The organism is Pseudodonghicola sp. (assembly GCF_048268305.1).
Classification (GTDB): Bacteria; Pseudomonadota; Alphaproteobacteria; order Rhodobacterales; family Rhodobacteraceae; genus Pseudodonghicola.
Genome location: NZ_JBLWVT010000003.1, coordinates 161,531 through 180,018, shown reverse-complemented (window position 1 = coordinate 180,018; position 18,488 = coordinate 161,531). Strand labels below are relative to the sequence as shown.

General features: G+C 65.4%; 20 protein-coding genes. 17 read left to right on the top strand and 3 right to left on the bottom strand.

Annotated elements, in window-relative coordinates:
- Positions 1 to 2 precede the first annotated feature (2 nt).
- From ACN0V4_RS06575 to maiA, 3 genes are all read left to right on the top strand, one after another.
- Positions 3 to 203 (top strand): DUF2783 domain-containing protein, encoded by a 201-nt coding sequence (locus ACN0V4_RS06575; RefSeq protein WP_417674241.1) that lies wholly within the window; start codon positions 3 to 5, stop codon positions 201 to 203.
- A 3-nt stretch (positions 204 to 206) separates the two neighbouring features.
- Positions 207 to 749 (top strand): VOC family protein, encoded by a 543-nt coding sequence (locus ACN0V4_RS06570; RefSeq protein ID WP_417674239.1) that lies wholly within the window; start codon positions 207 to 209, stop codon positions 747 to 749.
- A 115-nt stretch (positions 750 to 864) separates the two neighbouring features.
- Positions 865 to 1,503 (top strand): maleylacetoacetate isomerase, encoded by a 639-nt coding sequence (gene maiA / locus ACN0V4_RS06565; protein ID WP_417674237.1) that lies wholly within the window; start codon positions 865 to 867, stop codon positions 1,501 to 1,503.
- A 21-nt stretch (positions 1,504 to 1,524) separates the two neighbouring features.
- Here the strand turns inward: maiA and hpaR are convergent, their stop codons facing one another.
- Positions 1,525 to 1,983: a homoprotocatechuate degradation operon regulator HpaR gene (hpaR, locus tag ACN0V4_RS06560; RefSeq protein ID WP_417674235.1), complete on the bottom strand. Its 459-nt coding sequence runs from the start codon at positions 1,981 to 1,983 to the stop codon at positions 1,525 to 1,527.
- A gap of 122 nt (positions 1,984 to 2,105) precedes the next feature.
- Between hpaR and ACN0V4_RS06555 the strand changes: the two genes are divergently transcribed.
- From ACN0V4_RS06555 to ACN0V4_RS06495, 13 genes are all read left to right on the top strand, one after another.
- Positions 2,106 to 2,492, top strand: a complete 387-nt coding sequence (locus ACN0V4_RS06555) for a 5-carboxymethyl-2-hydroxymuconate isomerase (RefSeq protein WP_417674233.1) — start codon at positions 2,106 to 2,108, stop codon at positions 2,490 to 2,492.
- Positions 2,493 to 2,496: 4 nt separating this feature from the next.
- Positions 2,497 to 4,008: a 5-carboxymethyl-2-hydroxymuconate semialdehyde dehydrogenase gene (gene hpaE, locus ACN0V4_RS06550; protein ID WP_417674231.1), complete on the top strand. Its 1,512-nt coding sequence runs from the start codon at positions 2,497 to 2,499 to the stop codon at positions 4,006 to 4,008.
- 42 nt (positions 4,009 to 4,050) lie between these two features.
- Entirely contained in the window at positions 4,051 to 4,905 is an 855-nt protein-coding gene (gene hpaD, locus ACN0V4_RS06545) for a 3,4-dihydroxyphenylacetate 2,3-dioxygenase (RefSeq protein ID WP_417674229.1), read from the top strand.
- Between the two features lie 65 nt (positions 4,906 to 4,970).
- Complete coding sequence (gene hpaD, locus ACN0V4_RS06540) at positions 4,971 to 5,951, top strand: 3,4-dihydroxyphenylacetate 2,3-dioxygenase (RefSeq protein ID WP_417674227.1); 981 nt, start codon at positions 4,971 to 4,973, stop codon at positions 5,949 to 5,951.
- Between the two features lie 166 nt (positions 5,952 to 6,117).
- The gene (locus ACN0V4_RS06535; protein WP_417674225.1) at positions 6,118 to 7,530 is read left to right on the top strand and encodes a pyridoxal phosphate-dependent decarboxylase family protein; all 1,413 of its coding nucleotides are present in this window, start codon (positions 6,118 to 6,120) and stop codon (positions 7,528 to 7,530) included.
- A complete protein-coding gene (locus ACN0V4_RS06530; RefSeq protein ID WP_417674223.1) occupies positions 7,527 to 8,384 on the top strand; it encodes a fumarylacetoacetate hydrolase family protein in 858 nt (285 codons plus the stop codon). The genes ACN0V4_RS06535 and ACN0V4_RS06530 overlap by 4 nt, the downstream gene beginning before the upstream one ends.
- Positions 8,381 to 9,181 (top strand): 2-oxo-hept-4-ene-1,7-dioate hydratase, encoded by an 801-nt coding sequence (gene hpaH / locus ACN0V4_RS06525; protein WP_417674221.1) that lies wholly within the window; start codon positions 8,381 to 8,383, stop codon positions 9,179 to 9,181. The genes ACN0V4_RS06530 and hpaH overlap by 4 nt, the downstream gene beginning before the upstream one ends.
- Positions 9,182 to 9,192: 11 nt before the next feature.
- Complete coding sequence (locus ACN0V4_RS06520; protein ID WP_417674219.1) at positions 9,193 to 9,963, top strand: HpcH/HpaI aldolase family protein; 771 nt, start codon at positions 9,193 to 9,195, stop codon at positions 9,961 to 9,963.
- A 149-nt stretch (positions 9,964 to 10,112) separates the two neighbouring features.
- Complete coding sequence (locus ACN0V4_RS06515; RefSeq protein ID WP_417674217.1) at positions 10,113 to 11,297, top strand: substrate-binding domain-containing protein; 1,185 nt, start codon at positions 10,113 to 10,115, stop codon at positions 11,295 to 11,297.
- Between the two features lie 114 nt (positions 11,298 to 11,411).
- Complete coding sequence (locus tag ACN0V4_RS06510; RefSeq protein WP_417674215.1) at positions 11,412 to 12,176, top strand: ABC transporter ATP-binding protein; 765 nt, start codon at positions 11,412 to 11,414, stop codon at positions 12,174 to 12,176.
- Positions 12,169 to 12,894 (top strand): ABC transporter ATP-binding protein, encoded by a 726-nt coding sequence (locus ACN0V4_RS06505; RefSeq protein ID WP_417674213.1) that lies wholly within the window; start codon positions 12,169 to 12,171, stop codon positions 12,892 to 12,894. The genes ACN0V4_RS06510 and ACN0V4_RS06505 overlap by 8 nt, the downstream gene beginning before the upstream one ends.
- Before the next feature lie 126 nt (positions 12,895 to 13,020).
- A complete protein-coding gene (locus ACN0V4_RS06500) occupies positions 13,021 to 14,055 on the top strand; it encodes a branched-chain amino acid ABC transporter permease (protein ID WP_417674211.1) in 1,035 nt (344 codons plus the stop codon).
- Between the two features lie 2 nt (positions 14,056 to 14,057).
- The gene (locus ACN0V4_RS06495; protein ID WP_417674209.1) at positions 14,058 to 15,128 is read left to right on the top strand and encodes a branched-chain amino acid ABC transporter permease; all 1,071 of its coding nucleotides are present in this window, start codon (positions 14,058 to 14,060) and stop codon (positions 15,126 to 15,128) included.
- On the opposite strand, the gene ACN0V4_RS06490 is transcribed toward ACN0V4_RS06495, so the two are convergent.
- On the bottom strand, positions 15,112 to 16,272 hold the full coding sequence (locus ACN0V4_RS06490; protein ID WP_417674207.1) for a DUF3095 domain-containing protein: 1,161 nt from the start codon (positions 16,270 to 16,272) through the stop codon (positions 15,112 to 15,114). The two genes, ACN0V4_RS06495 and ACN0V4_RS06490, sit on opposite strands and share 17 nt — an antisense overlap.
- 166 nt (positions 16,273 to 16,438) lie before the next feature.
- Between ACN0V4_RS06490 and ACN0V4_RS06485 the strand changes: the two genes are divergently transcribed.
- Positions 16,439 to 17,452 carry an alpha/beta hydrolase family protein gene (locus tag ACN0V4_RS06485; protein ID WP_417674205.1) on the top strand — a complete coding sequence of 338 codons (1,014 nt, stop codon included), beginning with the start codon at positions 16,439 to 16,441 and terminating at the stop codon, positions 17,450 to 17,452.
- Here the strand turns inward: ACN0V4_RS06485 and ACN0V4_RS06480 are convergent.
- On the bottom strand, positions 17,400 to 18,398 hold the full coding sequence (locus ACN0V4_RS06480) for a helix-turn-helix domain-containing protein (RefSeq protein WP_417674203.1): 999 nt from the start codon (positions 18,396 to 18,398) through the stop codon (positions 17,400 to 17,402). The genes ACN0V4_RS06485 and ACN0V4_RS06480 overlap by 53 nt on opposite strands.
- Positions 18,399 to 18,488 lie beyond the last annotated feature (90 nt).

The following is an 18,488-nucleotide window of genomic DNA, read 5'->3' as shown; positions in this document are numbered from 1 at the left end:
CCATGGCCGCTCTGATCCTGACCCCGAACATCCCCGCCGCGGACGACTTCTATGCCGAGCTGCTCAGCACCCACCAGGGGCTGAGCACCGAGGAGAGCCACAAGCTGAACGCAAGGCTCGTGCTGATCCTGGCCAATCACATCGGTGACCGCGAGGCGCTGTCCGCCGCCCTGCGCGCCGCCACCCTGAATGAGGAGGACTAACCCATGAAAATCGAGAAAATCCACCACGTCGCCTATCGCTGCAAGGACGCGAAGGAGACGGTCGAATGGTATGGCAAGATGCTGAACATGGATTTCATCCTGGCCATCGCCGAAGATCACGTGCCCTCGACCCATGAACCCGATCCCTACATGCATCTGTTCCTGGATGCCGGCGACGGCAACGTCCTGGCCTTTTTCGAACTGCCGACCAAGCCGGAAATGGGCCGTGACCCGAATACCCCCGCCTGGGTTCAGCATATCGCCTTCAAGGTGAAGGACCGCGACGAGCTGCTGAAGTTCAAGGAGCATCTCGAGGCCAATGGCGTCGAGGTGCTGGGCGTCACCGACCATTCGATCTTCCACTCGATCTATTTCTTCGACCCGAACGGTCACCGGGTCGAACTGGCCTGCCCGGATCCGGAGGAAGAGGCGATGCTCGCCAAGCTCGACGCGGTGAAATGGGACATGCTCGAAGAATGGTCGAAGACCAAAAGAGCGCCCAAGCACGCCGAATGGCTGCACGCCAAGGAATTGAGCGAGGTCTGATCGCTCTGACCGGGCGCATGGGGCCGGCGTCGATCGCCGGCCGCAATCAATATGGCCGCCCCCGGGCGATGCGGATAACGTCCGCGACACCGAAACCCGAAGCAGGAGAACGGGAATGAGCGAGGTTGTGCTCTATGATTACTGGCGGTCGTCCGCCGCCTATCGGCTGCGGATCGCGCTGAACCTTGCCGGGATCAGCTATACCTCCGTCTCGGTCGATCTGACCGCCAAACAACAAAAGACGCCCGAACACCTTGCCCGCAATCCGCAGGGCCTGGTGCCGGCGATGGAAATCGACGGGCATATGCTGACCCAGTCGCTGGCGATCCTCGATTACCTCGACACCACCCGCGACATGGGGCTGCTGTCCAGGGATCCGGCCACCCGCGCCCGTGAACTGGCGATCGCCTATGCCATCGCCATGGATATCCACCCGGTCTGCAACCTGCAGGTCATCAACTATGCCGCCGAGATCACCGGCAACCGCGAGAACGTCAAGGAAGACTGGATGCAGCGGTTCATTCGCCCCGGCCTCGTCGCGGTCGAAGAGCTGCTGGCGGGCTTCGAACAGGCCCCCTATGCCTGCGGTGACAAACCCGGGCTGGTCGATATCTGCATCATGCCGCAGCTTTATAACGCGCATCGCTGGAACGTCGATGTCTCGGATCTCGCACGGCTCTGCGCCATCGAGACCGCCTGCAACGCCCATCCGGCCTTTGCCGCGGCCTTCCCCGATCGCTGCAAGCCGGCCTGACCGGCACGGCTCAAGGCGCGGTCAGCCCTCCGAGAGGTCGGCCGCGCCGCCGCCATCCGGCGCCAGCTCGTTCAGCAGGTCGAGCAGAAGTTCGTAATGCTGCGCCCCCAGCCGGTCGCGCACCGCCTGGTTCAACGCGATGCTGGTCTCCAGATTGGCCGCGATCACCTCTTCCCCGGCCGGCGTGATCTCGACGATCTGCCGGCGCTTGTCTTCCTCGTCGCGGCGTCGCGCGATCAGCCCGCGCTCTTCCAGCTTCTGCAGAATACGCGTCAGGCTCGGCAGCAGCAGACAGGCCTCCTCGGCGATCCGGGTCGGCTCCATCGCGCCGACCTCGTCCAGCACCCTGAGCACCCGCCATTGCTGTTCGGTGATGCCGACATCCGACAGCATGGCGCGGATCGGCCCCATGACCTCCTCTCGCGCGCGCAAAAGTGCGATCGGTAAGGAACGGGCGGTCGAGGGCAGCTTGCGTGTCATGCGGCAGTCTTGCCAATCCGGCGCCCCCCGCGCAATGCGAGAATGTCGTCAGGGTTGACGAACCCTCCGAAATTTAGTAAACATGTTAATCACAATGAGGCTCAGGCGGAGGGAGGAACGTCATGGCGCATCTGATGGTGGACTATTCCGCCAATGTCGAAGACTGGGTCGACATGGCCGGTTTCTGCGACGCCCTGCGCGTCGCCGCGATTGAAACCGGCGCGCTGCCGATGCCCGGCATCCGGGTCCGAGCGATGCGGGCCGACCACGTCTCGATCGCCGATGGCGCCCCCGATCACGGCTATATCGACATCTCGGTCCGGCTGCGCGGCGGCCGCGATCTGGACACCCGCAAGGCGGCGACCGCCCTGATCTTCGCCGCCGCCGAGGCCTTCCTGAAACCGGTGATGGAAACCCGCTCGCTCGCCCTGTCGCTGGAGATGCGCGACATCGACCCGGAGCTTTCGCCGAAGACCGGCACCATCCGCGACCACCTGAAAAAGGCCTGAGCCCATGACCGCCTTGACCGACAATCTGACCAAGCTCGACGGCTATCTCGCCCGCTTCCGCCCGCATGGCATCCAGAACCTGATCGGCGGGGAAACCCGCCCCGCCGCCTCGGGTGCGGTCTTCGACACCAGCTCGCCTGTCGATGAAAGCGTGATCTGCCCGGTCGCCCGTGGCGGGGCCGAGGATATCGACGCCGCCGCCAAGGCCGCCGCAGCCGCCTTTCCGGCCTGGCGCGACATGCCGGCGGCCGAACGCAAGAAGATCCTGATCCGCATCGCCGAACTGATCGAGGCGCGGGCGGAAGAAATCGCGCTTTGCGAATGCTGGGATACCGGCCAGGCGCTGCGCTTCATGTCCAAGGCGGCGCTGCGCGGGGCCGCGAACTTCCGCTTTTTCGCCGACAAGGTCGCCGCCGCCCGCGACGGGCAAAACCTGCGGTCCCCCACGCTGATGAACGTGACGACGCGGGTGCCGATCGGCCCGGTGGGGGTGATCACGCCGTGGAACACCCCCTTCATGCTGTCGACCTGGAAGATCGCCCCCGCGCTCGCCGCCGGCTGCACCGTGGTGCATAAACCGGCCGAATTCAGCCCGCTGACCGCCCGCATCCTGGCCGAGATCGCGCAGGAGGCCGGGCTGCCCGATGGCGTCTGGAACCTGGTCAACGGGCTGGGCGAGGATGCCGGCCGAGCCCTCACCGAACACCCGGCGATCAAGGCCATCGCCTTTGTCGGCGAGTCGAAAACCGGTTCGATGATCATGAAACAGGGCGCCGACACGCTGAAGCGGGTGCATTTCGAACTGGGCGGCAAGAACCCCGTCGTGGTCTTTGACGACGCCGATCTCGACCGTGCGCTCGATGCCGCGATCTTCATGATCTATTCGCTGAACGGCGAACGCTGCACCTCCTCTTCCCGCCTCTTGGTGCAGGAGACGATTGCCGACGATTTCGAGGCGAAGTTGATCGAACGGGTCAATCGCATCAAGGTTGGCCATCCGCTCGATCCGGAAACCGAGGTCGGCCCGCTGATCCACAAGGTGCATTTCGACAAGGTGACATCCTATTTCGACACCGCGAAACAGGATGGCGCCACCATCGCCGCCGGCGGCTGCCGGGTGGGCGATCAGGGTTGGTTCGTGCACCCCACGCTCTTCACGGGGGCCAACTCCGACATGACCATCGCGCAGGAGGAGATCTTCGGCCCGGTGCTCACCTCGATCCGCTTCTCGACCGAGGCCGAGGCGCTGCAGATCGCCAATGACACCCAATACGGGCTGACGGCCTATGTCTGGACCAACGATCTGACCCGCGCGCTGCGCTTTACCGACGCGCTCGAGGCCGGGATGATCTGGGTGAATTCGGAAAACGTCCGCCACCTGCCCACCCCCTTCGGCGGGGTCAAGGCCAGCGGCATCGGGCGGGACGGCGGCGACTGGTCGTTCGACTTCTACATGGAGCAAAAACACATCGGCTTTGCTCTGGGACAACACAAGATCCCCCGTCTGGGGGCATAATCGCCCCTAGGGAAACGCGCGAGGTTTCAGGAGGAGGAGACCATGGGCGAAATCGTTCTTGCCGCCAAATGCACCCACGTTCCGACCATGCTGATGTCGGAACAGCCCGGCCCCGTCGAAGGCAAGCGCCAGCCCGCCATCGACGGCCACCGGGAGATCGCACGGCGCGCCAGGGCGCTGGGGGCGGATACGGTGGTGATCTGCGACACCCATTGGGTGATCAACGCGGGCTTTCACATCAACGCCAACAGCCGCTTCAAGGGGCTGTTCACCTCGAACGAATTCCCGCAGTTCATCCAGGATTTGCCCTATGACTATCAGGGCAATCCCGAATTGGGCGACGCCATCGCCAAGGCGGCCTGCGATCTGGGCGTGCATACGCTGTCGCATCATCTCGACAGTCTGGAGCTGGAATACGGCACCCTGGTGCCGATGCGTTTCATGGCCCGCGAGCATGAGATGAAGGTGGTTTCCATCGCCGCCTGGTGCACGGTGCACGACCATCAGGAAAGCCGCGTGGTGGGCCAGGCGATCCGCAAGGCGGTGGAGGAAAGCGACAGCAAGGTGTTGCTGGTGGCCTCCGGCTCGCTCTCCCACAAGATCTGGGCGAACCGGGACTATGCCGCCAACAACGGTACCTTCACCATCAGTTCCGAGTTCAACCGGCAGATGGATCTGCATGTGCTCGAGATGTGGAAGGCCGGCGATCACGCCAGCTTCCTCAGGATGCTACCAGACTATGCGCATCACTGCTGTGGCGAGGGGGCGATGCACGACACCGCCATGCTCTACGGCGCGCTCGGCTGGGATCGCTACGACGCGAAATGCGAGGTGGTGACGCCCTATTTCCCTTCCTCCGGCACCGGCCAGACCAATGTGATCTTTCCGATCCAGTAACGCCCTTCCCGGGAGAGCGGAAATCACGCAGGATTTCGGCGCCCGCTCCGACAAGGACCAGACAGATGCCCATTCCCGCCCCGAACCTCTATCCGCCCTTCAACATCGTGCGCCTCAGCCATGTGGAACTGGCGGTCACCGATCTGCCCAGATCCCGTGCCTTCTATGTCGACACGTTGGGCCTGCAGGTCACCGACGAGGATGGTGAGGCGATCTATCTGCGCGCGATGGAGGAACGTGGCCATCACTGCATCGTGCTGCGCAAGGCGGATGCGCCCTGCGCCCGCGATCTGGGCTTCAAGCTCTTCAGCGAGGAGGATCTGGATCGCGCCGCCGCCTTCTTCCAGTCCCGCGACCTGCCGGTGGATTGGGTCGAGCGCCCCTATCAGTCGCGCAGCTTCCGCACCCGCGATCCCCTGGGCATCCCCTTGGAATTCTACGCTCAGATGGACAGGCTACCGCCGATCCACCAGAAATACGCGCTCTATCGCGGGGTCAAGCCGCTCAGGATCGACCATTTCAACTGCTTCTCGCCCGACGTCGACGCCAGCGTCGCCTTTTATAACGAGATCGGCTTTCGGGTGACCGAATATACCGAGGATGAGGAAAGCGGCCGGCTCTGGGCCGCCTGGACCCATCGCAAGGGCGGCGTGCACGATCTGGCCTTTACCAACGGCACCGGGCCGCGGCTGCATCACACCGCCTTCTGGGTGCCGACGCCGCTGAACATCATCGACCTCTTGGACCTGATGTCGACCACCGGCTGGGTCGACAACATCGAACGCGGACCGGGGCGGCACGGGATTTCCAACGCCTTCTTCCTCTATATCCGCGACCCGGATGGGCACCGGATCGAGATCTATTGTTCCGACTATCAGACCGTCGATCCGGATCTGGAGCCGATCAAATGGGATCTGAAGGATCCGCAGCGCCAGACCCTTTGGGGCGCGCCGGCGCCACGATCGTGGTTCGAGGAAGGCAGCCTGTTCGAGGGGCAGGCGCCGGTGCCGGCCCGGCTGAATGCCCAGCCGATCATTGCGCCGTGAGAAAGACCCCCATGTCGCGTCCCCCGCAGTTCCAGGGAAACGAGGGCTGCGCCTGCCTGGGCGGGCGCGGCTGCGCCTGCCAAGGGGGCAGGCAGGCGCAGCCCGGCATTGCCGCCGGGCGGGACATCAGTTCAGGGTTCCCCAAAAGCGACGAAGGAGTCGATATATGAAATGGACTGAATTCGCCGGCTGGGGCCGCCGCGTGGCCGACTGGGCGCAGGACTATCACCTGACCGTGGGCGACCGCCCGGTGCGGGCGCAGACCAAGCCGGGCGAGGTGCTGAACGCCCTGCCCGCCACCCCGCCGGAGACGCCCGAGGACATGGAGCAGGTGTTCCGCGATTTCGAGGACATCGTGATGCCCGGGATCACCCATTGGCAGCACCCCCGGTTCTTCGCCTATTTCGCCTCGAATGCCGCCGCCCCCTCGGTCCTGGCGGAATTCCTCGTCGCCGCCATCGCGCCGCAATGCATGCTGTGGCAGACCTCTCCGGCGGCGACCGAGATGGAAACCCGGATGATGGACTGGCTGCGCCAGGCGCTGGGTCTGCCTGATGGCTTTGCCGGGGTGATCCAGGACAGCGCCTCGACCGCCACCCTGGCCGCCGTGCTGACCATGCGCGAACGCGCCCTGAACTGGCAGGGCAATATCGCCGGGCTGCCGGGGCAAACCCCCTTGCGCATCTATGCGACGTCAGAGGTTCACACCTCGATCGACCGGGCGATCTGGATTTCCGGCATCGGCCAACAGAACCTTGTCCGCATCCCCACCGAGGGCGACTGGCGCGGCATGGACCCTGAGGCGCTGGAGGCGGCGATCAAATCCGATCTGGCCGCGGGGCTGACCCCTGCGGGGCTGATCCTCTGCGTCGGCGGCACCGGCGTGGGGGCCACCGATCCGATTGCCGCCTGTCTGGCGGTGGCGAAGAAATACAATCTCTATACCCATGTCGATGCCGCCTGGGCCGGCAGCGCCATGATCTGCCCGGAGTTCCGCCATTACTGGGCGGGCATCGAAGACGCCGACAGCATCGTCTTCAACCCGCACAAATGGCTTGGCGCGCAATTCGACTGTTCGGCGCATTTCCTGAAGAACCCCGACGATCTGGTGAAAACCCTCGCCATCAGCCCGGAGTACCTCAAGACCCACGGCGCCGAGGGCATCATCAACTATTCCGAATGGTCGGTACCGCTGGGCCGCCGCTTCCGCGCGCTCAAGCTCTGGTTCCTGATCCGCGCCTATGGGCTCGAAGGGCTGCGGGAACGGTTGCGCAACCATGTGAAATGGTCGGGCCAGCTTCACGACAAGCTCGCCACCCACCCGCAGATCGAGATCGTGACCAAACCGATGTGGTCGCTGTTCTCCTTCCGCTATGCGCCCGAGGGGGCCGCCGACCTCGACGATCTCAACATCCGCCTGGTCAATGCGATCAACGATGACGGGCGGATCTACCTGACCCAGACCCGGGTCGACGGGCGGATCGCCATCCGCTTTCAGGCCGGGCAATTCGAAACCACCGAAGAGGATGTGATGATGGCCTATGACGTGATCACCGACATCGCCGGAACGCTCGGATGAAGGGCTTTGCGAGCTACACCGCCGGCGGGCAGAGCTTTTATGGCCTGGCCACCGATCGGGGGATGATCGCCCTGTCGCCCGAGTTTCCGCAATACCCCACCCTGCGCGAGGTGATCGCGGCGGGCGCGCTGCATGATCTCTGGCTCGCCGCGCGCGGGCGCGAGGTCACCCATCCGACGGGGACGTTCGACTACGGCATTCCGATCCCCGCGCCGGAAAAGATCATCTGCGTCGGCGTCAACTTCCCCGACCGCAATGCCGAATACAAGGACGGGCAGGAGGCGCCCCCGAACATGTCGCTGTTCATCCGCTTCCCGCGCAGCTTCACCGGCCATGACCGGCCGCTGATCCGCCCGCCGGAAACGCCGCAACTGGATTACGAGGGCGAAATCGCCGTGGTGATCGGCAAGGGTGGCCGGCGGATCTCGCAGGCGGACGCCTATGACCACATCGCCGCCCTGACCCTTTGCAACGAGGGCACGCTGCGCGACTGGGTGCGGCATGCCAAGTTCAACGTGACACAGGGCAAGAACTGGGACAGCTCCGGCGCCCTGGGGCCCTGGCTCGTCCCCTTCACCTCGCCGGCGCAGCTTGACGACGTGCGGCTGACCACCCGCGTGAACGGAGAGCTGCGGCAGGACGACCGCACCAGCCGCATGCTGTTCCCGATCCGGCGGCAGATCGAATATATCTCGACCTTCACCACGCTGGTGCCGGGCGACATCATCGTCACCGGCACCCCCACCGGCGCCGGCGCCCGCTTCGATCCGCCGAAATACCTTGTCCCCGGCGATGTGGTCGAGGTCGAGGCCGAAGGCATCGGCAAGCTGACAAACAGGGTGGAGGACGAATGACCCCCGATCACTACGATGAGGCCGCCGAGGCCCTGTTCACCGCAGAGCAGACCGGCCGGCAATGCGGCCTGCTTTCGCTCCGTTATCCGGGCATGACGCTGGACGATGCCTATGCCGTCCAGTCGCGGCTGATCGCCCGCAAGCTGGCCGCCGGGCGCAAGAAGATCGGCTGGAAGATCGGACTGACCAGCCGGGCGATGCAGGACGCGCTGAAGATCGACACTCCGGACAGCGGTGTGCTGCTTGATGACATGCTCTTCGCCACCGGCGCCACGGTGCCCGCCGGCCGGTTCATCCAGCCCCGGATCGAGGCCGAGATCGCCTTTGTCATGAAGGCGCCGCTCTCGGGTGCCGACTGCAGCCGCCACGACGTGCTGGCCGCGACCGACTATGTTTCCCCCGCGCTGGAAATCCTCGATACCCGCGTGCTGCGCGCCGATCCCGCCACCGGCAAGGCGCGGGTGATCGTCGATACCATCAGCGACAATGCCGCCAATGCCGGCCTGGTGCTGGGCGCCGCGCGCCATGCCCCCGACACCGTCGATCTGCGCTGGACTGGCGCCATCGTCGCGCGCGACGATATCGTCGAGGAAACCGGCCTGGGCGCCGGGGTGCTGAACGATCCGGTGACCTCGGTTCTCTGGTTGGCGCGGCGGATGGCGGAGTATGGCCAAACGATCGAAGCTGGGGATATCATCCTCTCAGGTTCCTTCATCCGCCCGATCGAGGCGCCGCCGGGATCGCGTATCCACGCCGATTTCGGGCCCTTCGGATCGGTCGACGTCACTTTCGCATAAGAGAGGTTTCCATGACCGCCCCCACGAATACCTTCAAACAGGCGCTGGCCGATGGCCAGAAGCTGATCGGCTGCTGGATGAGCTTTGCCGAAGGCCCGGTGGCCGAGATCATGGGCACCGCCGGCTTCGATTGGCTGGTGGTCGACGGCGAACACGCGCCGAATGATCTGCGGTCGATCCGCGATCAGCTGATCGCGCTTGCCGCCAGCGACAGCCACCCGGTGGTACGGGTGCCGATCGGCGAGGCCTGGATGATCAAGCAGGTGCTGGATGCCGGCGCCCAGACCGTGCTGGTGCCGATGGTCGAAACCGGCGATCAGGCGCGCGATCTGGTGCGCGCCTGCCGCTATCCGCCCGAGGGCATGCGCGGGGTCGGCGCCGCCGGTGGCCGCGCCACCATGTTCGGGTCGATCCCCGATTACATCGCCACCGCCAACGACCAGATCTGCCTGCTGGTGCAGGTGGAAAGCCGCGCAGGTCTCGCCGCGCTCGACGACATCCTGTCGGTCGAAGGGGTGGACGGGGTCTTCATCGGTCCGGCGGATCTGTCGACCGACATGGGGTACAAGGGCGACAATACCGCGCCCGAGGTTCGCGCCGCCATCGCCGATGCCTTTTCCCGCATCCGCGCGGCGGGCAAGGCCCCCGGCATCCTCGGCACCACCGAGGAATCGATCCAGGCCTTTTCCGACATGGGGGCACAGTTCCTCGCCGTCGGCATCGACGTTCTGGTGCTGGCGCAGGGCGCGCGCAAACTGTCGGCCCGCTGGAAATCGGCCTGACCTCGTCCCGGCCCGCTCGTTACGACGGCGGGCCGGTGTCATCTTCGTGCGTATTTACACGCAATTGACCCAAACGTGATCCAGACGTTAGCCTTCGCGGACCAGAACGACTTGCGCCGAAATCGTGGCGCACACGAGGGAGAGAGAACGTGAAACGCACATTTGCTGCGGCAATGGTGTCTGCGCTTGCGCTGGCCACCGCCGCTTCCGCCGCTTCCGCCGAAATCAAGATCGCCCACGTCTATGGCAAGACCGGCCCGCTCGAGGCCTATGCCAAGCAATCGCATGACGGGCTGATGCTGGGGCTGGAATATGCCACCGGCGGCACCATGGAAATCAACGGCGAGAAGATCGTCGTGATCGAGAAGGACACCCAGCTCAAGCCCGAGAACGGCAAGGCCCTGCTGGAAGAGGCCTATGGCGACGATGATGTCGACCTGGCCGTCGGCCCCGTCAGCTCGGGCGTGGCGCTGGCGATGCTGCCGGTCGCCGAGGAATACGAAAAGCTGCTGATCGTTGAACCCGCGGTGGCGGATTCGATCACCGGTGAAAACTGGAACCGCTATATCTTCCGCACCGGGCGCAATTCGTCCCAAGATGCTGTGGCCAACGCCATCGCGCTGGCCGGCCCCAACGTGCATATCGCCACGCTGGCGCAGGATTACGCCTTTGGCCGTGACGGCATCTCCGCCTTCAAGGAGGCGCTGGAGACCGTCGGCAGCAAGGTCGATTACGAGGAATACGTTCCCACCGACACCACCGATTTCACCGCCGCGGCCGAGCGTATCTTCAACGCGATGAAGGATCTGGACGGCGAGAAGAAGCTCTTCATCATCTGGGCCGGCGGCGGCAACCCGATGAGCAAGATCAACGCGATGGATCCCAGCCGGTTCGGCATCCAGATCGCCACCGGCGGCAATATCCTTGCAGCGATGAAGGCCTATAAGGACTTCCCCGGCATGGAAGGCGCCACCTACTATTACTACGAGATCCCGAAGAACCCGGTGAACGACTGGCTGGTCAAGGAACACGAGGCCCGCTTTGGCACCCCGCCCGACTTCTTCACCGCCGGCGGCATGGCGGCCGGCATCGCGGTGGTCGAGGCGATCAAGAAGGCCGGCTCCACCGATACCGAGGAGCTGATCAGCGCGATGGAAGGCATGGAGTGGGAGACCCCCAAGGGCAAGATGGTGTTCCGCCCCGAGGATCACCAGGCGCTGCAATCCATGTATCACTTCAAGATCAAGGTCGACCCGAACGTTGAATGGGCGATCCCCGAGCTGGTGCGCGAGCTGACCATCGAGGATCTGCCGATCCCGATCCGTAACAAGTGATCCGGTAACCCAGCGGCGGGGGCGGATCGGCTGGACCGGCCCGCCCCCGTCGTCCATTTGACGACCCCGGCGCCCCGCGCCGCCCCCCGCGACGCCCCAAAAGGACCGAGCAGAGTGACAGACCCCATCCTCAGAACCCAGGACCTGACCGTCCGCTTCGGCGGCCATGTGGCGGTTGATGCCGTCTCCTGCGCCTTTCAGGCCGGAGAGCTGACCGCCATCGTCGGCCCCAACGGCGCCGGCAAGACCACCTATTTCAACCTGATCTCGGGCCAGATCCCCGCGACCTCCGGCAAGGTCTTCCTGCGCGGGCGCGACATCTCGGGTCAGGGCGTATCACAGCGCACCAAGGCCGGCATCGGCCGGGCCTTCCAGCTGACCAATCTGTTTCCCGATCTGACCGTGCTCGAAAACGTCCGCCTGGTGGTGCAATCGCACTCGGGTCAGGGGTTCAACATGTGGTCGATGGCCGCGAAACATCAGGAAATGGTCGAGGCGGCCGAGGCGATCCTGAAGCGCGTGCGGCTGATCGACCAGCGCCAACAGGTGGTCTCGGAACTGTCCCACGGCAATCAGCGCAAGCTCGAGGTGGCGCTGCTGATCGCGCTCGATCCCGCCGTCTACATGTTCGACGAACCCACCGCCGGGATGAGCGTCGATGAGGCGCCGGTGGTGCTGGACCTGATCGCCGAGCTGAAATCCCAGACCGACCGCACCATCCTGCTGGTCGAACACAAGATGGACGTGATCCGCACGCTCGCCGACCGGATCATCGTGCTGCACAACGGCGCGCTCGCCGCCGACGGGGCGCCGGCCGAGGTGATGGCCTCGGACGTGGTGCAAGAGGCCTATATGGGCAAGGAACTGGAAGATGTCTGAGCCGATCCTGAGACTTGAGGGCGTCTATACCAACATCGCCCAGTATCACATCCTGCAGGGCGTCGATCTCGAGGTGCCGAAGGGCGCGGTGACCATGCTCCTTGGCCGCAACGGCGTCGGCAAGACCACCACGCTGAGGACGGTGATCGGCCACTGGCGCGCCCACAAGGGTCGCGTTCTGTTCGATGGCGAGGATATCACCGCCCTGCCGACGCCCCTGATCGCCCGCGCCGGTCTGGGCTTCGTGCCCGAGGACATGGGCATCTTCTCCGACCTCACGGTCGAGGAGAACATGGTGCTGGCCGCGGTCTCAGGGCCCATCAACAGCGCCCGGCTCGACTGGATCTTCGCCGCCTTCCCGCCGCTCAAGACCTTCTGGAAATCCGAGGCGGGCAACCTCTCCGGCGGACAGAAGCAGATGCTGTCGATCGCGCGGGCCATGGTGGAGGAACGCAAGCTCTATCTGATCGACGAGCCGACCAAGGGGCTCGCCCCGGCGATCGTGTCGACCATGGCGCGGGCGCTGAAGGACCTGAAGGAACAGGGCGCCTCGATCCTGCTGGTGGAACAGAACTTCGCCGTCGCACGCGCCCTGGGGGATACCGCCAACGTGATGGACGACGGGCGGGTGATCTGGTCGGGCGCCATGGCGGAACTGGCCGGCGATGCCACGCTGCAGGAGCGGCTGATGGGGCTGAGCCTCGATGCCCACCACTGAGGCGGGACGGTCGATGGCGGATTTGAACATTTGGACAGAGACGAAGCCGCAGGGCGCCGCGCACGGCCCCGGGCTTCCGGCAAGGGAAGAGGCGCAGGACATGATGATCATGCGGGAGGGGCGGCAATGACGACGGCAGCGCCGAAACATACGCCCAAGATGGCGGAACTGAGCCTGGGCCAGCGGCTGGCCCCCTGGATGCCGCTGCTGCTGGTGCCGGCCCTGGTGGTGCTGGGGGCGCTGGCGATCCCCGAAACCTCAAGCTGGCTGACACTGACGGTGTCGGGCCTGGCGATGGGGATGATGATCTTCATCATGGCCTCGGGTCTGACGCTGGTCTTCGGGCTGATGGATGTGATCAACTTCGGCCATGGCGCCTTTGTCTCGATCGGCGCCTTCGTCGGCGTCTCGGTCCTGCTGATGCTGGGGCAGATGAGCGGCGCGCCCTCGCTGGGGCTGAACCTGATCGCGCTGATGCTGGCGGTGATCGGCGCCATGGCCGCCACCGGCGTGGTCGGCTGGGCCTTCGAGAAGGTGATCGTGATGCCGGTCTATGGCCATCACCTGAAACAGATCCTGGTGACCATGGGCGGGCTGATCGTGATCGAACAGCTGATCATCGTCCTCTGGGGGCCGGAAGAGATTTATATCACCCGCCCCGAAAGCCTGAAGGGCGCGATCACCTTCGCCGGCGCCGCGCTGGAGAAATACCGGCTGGTCGCCGTTGTGGTCGGGCTCATCGTCTTCGCCGCCATGCGCTTCGTGCTGCGCCGCACCAAGATCGGGCTGATCGTGCGCGCGGGCGTGCAGAACGGCGAGATGGTCGAGGCGCTGGGATACCGGCTGCGTCGGGTCTTCGTCGGCGTCTTCATCGCCGGATCGGCGCTCGCCGGTCTCGGCGGGGTGATGTGGGGCCTCTATCAGGAGGTGATCACCGCCCATATGGGCAATGACGCGATGATCCTGATCTTCATCGTGGTGATCATCGGCGGCCTCGGCTCGGTCGAGGGGTGTTTCATCGGCGCGCTGCTGGTGGGGCTGTTGCAGAACTATGTCGCCTATATCGAGCCCAAAGCGGCGCTGATTTCCAATATCGCCCTGATGGTGTTGATCCTGATGTGGCGCCCGATGGGGATGATCCCCGTGGTGAAGGCGAAATGACGATGTTCCGTTCCATTCTTTCCGGCGACATGCCGCGATCCGTCGTGCTGTCGATCCTGCTGGTGGTGATCTTCGTCTGCCTGGCGCTGGCGCCCTTCCTGTTCCCCGGCGTGCGCAGCATCGACACCGCCGCGCGGATCTGCGTCTTCATCGCCCTGGTCGCCAGCTATGACCTGCTGTTGGGCTATGGCGGCATCGTCAGCTTCGCCCATACCATGTTCTTCGGCATCGGCGCCTATGGTGTGGCGCTGGCGCTGACCCATCTTGAACGCAGTTTCGGCTCGATCCTGCTGGGCACCGTCGCGGGCGCGGTGGCGGCGGCCATCCTGGCGCTGCTGATCGGTCTGTTCAGCTTGCGGGTGCGGGCGATCTTCTTCGCCATGATCACCCTTGCGGTGGCCTCCGCCGTCGCCGTGCTGGCCAGCCAACTGTCGGGGCTGACCGGCGGCGAGGACGGGCTGACCTTCAAGCTGCCGCGCGAACTGGGGCCGGCCTTCAAGTTCGGCCAGGAGATGTTCGGAGGCGAAATCTTCGGCGTCCCCCTGAACGGCAAGCTGCTGGCCTATTACCTGGTCTTCGCCGGCGCGCTGATCCTGTTCCTGCTGCTGCTGCGCATCGTCAACTCCCCCTTCGGGCGGGTGCTGCAGGCGATCCGCGAGAATGACTTCCGGGCCGAGGCGATCGGCTATCGCGTGGTCTATTACCGGGTGGCGGCGACCTGCCTGTCGGCGGCGGCGGCGGCCTTGGCGGGATCGCTCTATGCGATCTGGCTGCGCTATGTCGGGCCCGACACCACCCTGTCGATGGAGCTGATGATCGACATTCTGCTGATGGTGGTGATCGGCGGCATGGGCACGATGTATGGCGCGGTGATCGGTGCCACGCTCTTCGTGATCGCGCAGAACTATCTGCAATCGCTGATGGGCACCGCCTCGGGCCTGGTCGAGGGGTTGCCGGTGCTGCCGCAGCTTCTCAACGCCGATCGCTGGCTTCTGTGGCTGGGCGTGCTGTTCATCCTCAGCGTCTATTTCTTCCCGACCGGCATTGTCGGCCGGCTCAGATCGGGGCGCTGAGCCCAGCCTCAAGGCTGCGGGCGGCACTGGTATAGCCGCCCGCAGCGCCATCGACGAAATGCACGTGATCGTCGCGCATCGCCGAGGGCACGAAACAGGTGATCAACGCCTCTTCCTGCTCGGCCAGCCCATAGCGGATCAGCCCGGCCTCCTCTCCCGTGTGCAGCACCGCCTCGATCCGGTCGCGGCTGGCCGGGTCGCAATCAAGCGTCATCTTCAACCCATCGTCGAACTTGCGGAAATCGGCATTCAGGCTGATCCGGGCCAGGTAATGCGCCGGATCGAACCGGCCCAGCCGCAGACGCAGGCGCATCATCGTCGCGATGACCAGATGGCCGATGGAAAGCCTGAGCCGTCGCCGCCAGAGCGGGCGGTCTTGGCCCCCCGCGCGGGCTTCGAAATCGAGCGTTTCAGGATGCCATCGCGGCCGCGGCCCCTGCAGCGGAACCGGATGGCCGGCGCGCGACAGATGGCCGGCGATATCGACCACCTGGGCGGCGACATCGCGAAACCCCGCCGGATCGGCCCCCGGCACCGGCCGCACCACGAGCGACAGGATCAGCCCGTTTCGGGACTTGAGGTTGGCCCAGCGACAGGACAGCCCCGTCAGATCGGGATGCGTGCCCACGGGCGCCGGCGCCACCATATAACGCCCCGCCTTCATCTGCGCCTCGGCCCAGGCCAGCCCGCCGCCCGAGAACATGGCGTAATCGACGCCCTGCGCCGGCGCGAAGCGGGCCACTTTCAGATCAAGCCCGGCGGCGCGGATATCGGCGACCGGAACCAGCGCGGCACGTAAGGAAATATCGAACTCCTCCTCGGCCCAGCGACGCAGCGCCGCCAGGGCCTGACGCGCGATATCGGCATCCTCGGGCGGCAGGGCGAACAGCGCGCCGTCGCCCTCGAAGACAAAGGGAAAGGCGCGCGCCCCCATGCCGTTCGCCATCGCCGCGATCACCGCGGCGCCGATCATGTTGACGATCTTGTAGCGCCCCGCCGCGATCTCGGCGGTGGACTGGACGATATCCGCCGCCCCCACCAGCCAATCGTCCGGCACGGGCGTGAAACTGTCTTCGCTCAGCATCGCGGCGAAATCGGCCTGTGGCGCGATCCGCCCGTAAAACCCGTCTCGATCCAGTTCCATCGCGATCGTCCTCCGCTGTCTGACAGAGGTAATGCCTCGGCCCCCAGGGTCCAGCCCCCGCCCCCTCGTTCCCTACGACGGGTTTGCGAGTCCTTTATCACGTTCGAGGTCTCGAATCGCCGCGATACCCCCGAGTTGGAGAGCATCGAAACACTCTGAGGTTCCCATGCGCATCCTTGCTCTTCTGATCCTGTACCTTTGCCTCGCCACCGGGGCGCTTGCCGATACCGCCCCGCCCGTCGGGTTCCGGACGCTCAACGCCTCCGGGCTCGAGGCCAAGGTCTGGTATCCGACCACCAGCACCGCCCCGATCATCCGCCTCGCGGAAAACCCCGTCTTCGTCGGCGTGCCGGTGGTTGAAGATGCCCCCGCCGCCGAGGGGCTTCATCCCGTGGCCTTGCTCTCCCACGGCTATAGCGGCCTGTGGCGCAATCAGGCCTGGCTGGCCGAGGCCCTGGCGCAGGCCGGATATATCGCCATCGCCTTCGATCATCCCGGCACCAGTTTCGGCAATATGGATCCGGACTGGGCGGCGCATCTTGTCCGCCGTCCGCAACAAGTGTCGCAGGTGCTCGACACGCTTCTGGCCGATGCCACATTTGGCGCGCGGGTCGATCACGCCCATATCTCGGTGATCGGCCATTCCTTGGGCGGCTCGACCGCGCTGTTCCTGGCAGGGGCGGTCTTCGATCCCGCCCGCCTGTTCGACGCCTGCGGCGACAGCTCCGACAAGATCGTCTGTACCCTCTATCGCACCGGTGGCCTCGCCCCGTCGCAACCGCCGGTATCGGCCCGCGATCCACGTGTCACCGCCATCGTCCTGCTGGACATGGAAGGCATTCGCGCCTTTGCCCCCGACAGCCTTGCCGGCCTGCCCGTCCCGGTTCTGGCCCTGGTCTCGGGGGTCGAGGATCCGGGCCTGCCGCTGGGTTGGGAGGGGCGCGCGCAAAGCGCCCTGTTGCCGCCGGCGACCAGCCGCTATGCCGAGGTGATCGGCGCCACCCATTTCTCTTTCATGAGCCTGTGCAAGCCGGGGGCCGAGGCGCTGTTGGGGGATGACGCCTATGTCTGCCAGGGCGAAACCGTGCCGCGCGCCGAACTGCACCGGGACATCGCCCGGACGGTGATCAATTTCCTGCGCTCCGATACGCGCTTGGTGTCACGCCTGCAGTCTCTTTGAAAACGCGATTGAAGTTCGATTTGGTCTGAAATCCGGCCTCGAGCATCACCTGGGTCACCGGCAGATCGCTATCGCGCAACAGCCGCATCGCCTCCCGCACGCGATAACCGTTGACCAGATCGCTGACGCTGCATCCGCGCCTGTCGTTCACCGCGCGCGAAATCTTGCGGGCCGGGATCTTGACCCGCCGCGCCAGGCGCTGAAGCGTCAGATCGTAATCGCGATAGAGGCCCTGCGCCAGCACGGCCTCGACTGTGGCGAGGATCGCCGGGAACGCCTCGGCCTCCTCGCCCATGTCAACCGGCGCGGGCTCCTCCGCCGGCCTCTCGTCCGGCCCCTCCGGCAGGGCGGCAGCCCCCTGCGCCAGCACCCCACCGGCCAGCCCGACCAGCAGCACGCTCATCACCGCCGCAACGGCCGCCGCCGCCAGCCGCGGCTCTCCCCCCAACAGGGCGAGGGAGATGACCGCGTCGGACAGCGCGCTGAGCCCCAGAAGCCCGGCCACCCCGGCGCGCGCCCTGACGATCACCCCTTCGCTGCCGATCCTGACCCGGGCCAATCCCTCCTCCGGCAGGGGAAAGCGCCAGATCAGCACGCCGTAGAGCATGAACTCCACCACCAGAAGCGGATCGATCGCGGCCGGAAACAGCCCCCACAGGGCAAGGATCGCGACCGGCCAGACCGCATGCCAGAGCGACGGCCGCCCTGCCCCGAGAGAGGCGAAGGCCGTCAGGGCGAGCACCGGCAGGCAAGCCGCCAGCACCGGCTGAACAAATCTCAGCTCCCCAAGCCCCAGGCTCCAGCGCATCCCCACCAGCGCCGACTGCGCGGCACAGGCGGCCAGGAACAAGATGAACCAGCGCGCATGGCTCTGACGCCTCAGCAGCGAGAGAAGCAGCAGGACAAGCGCGCCGGAGACGATAAAGGGCAAGGGAATGGCGGGCATGGGCGGATACAGACCGGGAAGCGGCTCCAGAAGCGGGGGTGATACCGCGCAGGCGGCATGCCCCCCTTTCTATACGACCGGAACGCCACA